At 30.0% G+C, this 2535-nt stretch carries 3 protein-coding genes; 2 read left to right on the plus strand and 1 reads right to left on the minus strand.

Annotated elements, in window-relative coordinates:
* Both ACK5M9_RS04320 and sepF read left to right on the plus strand, forming a co-directional pair.
* Positions 1-988, plus strand: a 988-nt coding sequence (locus ACK5M9_RS04320; protein ID WP_416891962.1) for a cell division protein FtsZ, incomplete at its 5' end; no start/stop codon positions are given.
* Between the two features lie 14 nt (positions 989-1002).
* Positions 1003-1305 carry a cell division protein SepF gene (sepF, locus tag ACK5M9_RS04325; RefSeq protein WP_416891963.1) on the plus strand — a complete coding sequence of 101 codons (303 nt, stop codon included), beginning with the start codon at positions 1003-1005 and terminating at the stop codon, positions 1303-1305.
* 542 nt (positions 1306-1847) lie between these two features.
* On the opposite strand, the gene ACK5M9_RS04330 is transcribed toward sepF, so the two are convergent.
* The gene (locus tag ACK5M9_RS04330; RefSeq protein WP_416891964.1) at positions 1848-2273 is read right to left on the minus strand and encodes a hypothetical protein; all 426 of its coding nucleotides are present in this window, start codon (positions 2271-2273) and stop codon (positions 1848-1850) included.
* Positions 2274-2535 lie beyond the last annotated feature (262 nt).

Raw genomic sequence — 2535 nt, forward strand, 5'->3', positions numbered from 1 at the left:
ACCTACAGTTACAAAAGGATTAGGAGCTGGAGCAGTTCCTGAAGTTGCAAGAAAAGCAGCTGAAGAATCAGAAAAAGATATTAAAGAATTAGTTAAAGGAGCAGACCTTGTATTCATTACAGCCGGAATGGGTGGAGGAACAGGTTCAGGTGCTGCACCATTAGTTGCTAGAGCAGCTAAAGAAACGGGAGCATTAGTTGTAGCAATCGTTACAACGCCTTTCAACTTTGAAGGAGCTTCAAGAACCAGAACAGCTACTGAAGCTTTAGAAGAACTTAAAAAAGAAGTAGATTCAATCATCGTTGTTTCTAATGATAGATTAGCTGCTGAACTTGGAGGAGTTGCATTCTCTAAAGCATTTGAATACGCTGATACAATTTTAAAATTAGCAGTTGTAACTATCGTTGATATTATTTCAACAAATTCATCAATTAACTTAGATTTCGCTGATGTTAAAAAAGTTCTAAAAGGAGAAGGATTAGCATTAAACGGAACTGCAGATGCAGAAGGGGAATCAGCATCTATCGATGCAGCTTTAAAAGCTAATAACTCACCAATCTTAGAATCATCAATGGAGGGTGCTAAGAAAGCTATTGTTATGGTTATGGGATCAGAAAGATCATTAACTATTGATAAAGCATATGAATCAGTACAAACTATTAAAGAAGCAGCTAACTCAGATTTAGATGTTATCTTTGGAGTTAGAAATGAAGAAGCTTTAGGAGATAAAGTTCTTGTTTCAGTTATTGCTACAGGTTTTGAAAAAGCATTAGATATTGGAGTTCAATCTTCATACTTAATTAACAGCACTCAAAACTTATGTTCACTTACACAGGAAGTTAATTTAGATGCATTTAAATCAATTGAAGAAAATGATGAACTACCACCAATTAAACAATCTACAGATACTCAAGAGAGAGTATTTGAATCATTATCATTACTTGATGATGACGATGACGATGATGATATTTCATCATTACTAAGATAGGGGGTTAGGAGAATATGCTTAAGCAGAATCCTAAAAAAATATCTTTAGTAATAAATACATCTAAATCATCTTTGTTAAATGTTACAACTTCAAAATTTGAAGATTCAAAAGCAATTGTTAAAGAATTAATGAAAGGTAACGCTTTAGTTATTGATATTAATGAAATGACAAATGTAACAGCTATTAGAATGATTGACTTCATTACTGGATCACTATTTATCATTGGAGGTAAATTTAAAAAGATCGCTAATAAGACATATTTAGTAGCACCTTCACAAACAGTATTAGACAAATTCTTAAACCAATTTGAAGATTAATACTTGTAAATATCCACTCGATGAGTGGATTTTTTTATGGATATTTTTTATAATAAAGTGTATATAATTAGAATATAAATTATGAAAAAGATTATTAATAAGATTGATTGAATACTATTCTTTATATTATTATTTGCTGCCTTTACTCCTTTACTATATAAAGGGTACAGGTTGTTTTTAGTATCTAGTATGGATAATGAATCTTTAGGTATTGCTATTAATTGAGGATACATATATATGATCTTTGAATCTGTAAATATATTTGTGATTGTGCCTTCATATTGATTTATGAAAAGAAATGCAAATACAATAGAAGAGTCTAATAGGAACTTATTAATAATTTTATTATTTACATTATTAGCTTTCTTCTTATCTATATTAATGATATCTGCTATTGGTTATCCAATAGCTTTATCAAGTTATAAATCACAAGAAAATGTAGTAGGGTTAATGTTTATTTATGAATATATTATTACCTATGGGATTTCATTATCATTACATTTAGTTATAAATGTGGTGGTGGTGTAAGTAATTGTTCATCATTAGAAGTTACAGGGTGTCTTACTAAGGTTCTTAACACTAGTGACTGTAATGCTGTCAGATACTTTATTCTTGCATTCTCCAGTTATTAATGATCCATCTCTACTTTCTATTTCAGAATCTATGTTAACTTCATCATTAATTATTCTAGTTATCGTAAGTACATGTGTACATTTTGTAGATAGAAAATCATGAGGTAAATCTTTTTCATAAGTAAATAAGGAAAACTTATTAGAGGGATGAAACTTATATTCTAAGAATGGAATGTGACTTGGGCTTGAAGCATTAGTTTGAAATATATTAAATGCTTTAGGAGTATTTACTTGATTCTTATTTTCAGGATCGGAAGTAGAAACTGCATTCTGAATTATGGATGGATTATTCTGAGGATTTTTATTATTACCTGCGACTGCTGTATCAATGTTCACTGCAGAAGGATTATCTAATGAAGAAACAATAGAAGGTAAAAAAGATGTAATGAAGGTTTCTATATTCTTAACTTGTATTACATATCTAAGTTGAATTGTCTTTGTTCCTATCTTAGTTATCTTTGCAATTCCTGGATTACTAGCAGAACCAGCACAGATAATAGATACAGCTCAAAGAATGTGTTGAATATTCTTATTGTTCATTGCTTTCCAAGCTCCAACAAAAGTTATCTATACATATTTCTCAACAACAAATAAATCT

This window comes from Mycobacterium sp., assembly GCF_047975165.1.
Lineage (GTDB): Bacteria > Actinomycetota > Actinomycetes > Mycobacteriales > Mycobacteriaceae > Mycobacterium.

Bases quoted from the DNA above. Each gene is read 5' to 3' on its own strand.
- sepF (WP_416891963.1), top strand. From the start codon at position 1,003: ATGCTTAAGCAGAATCCTAAAAAAATATCTTTAGTAATAAATACATCT.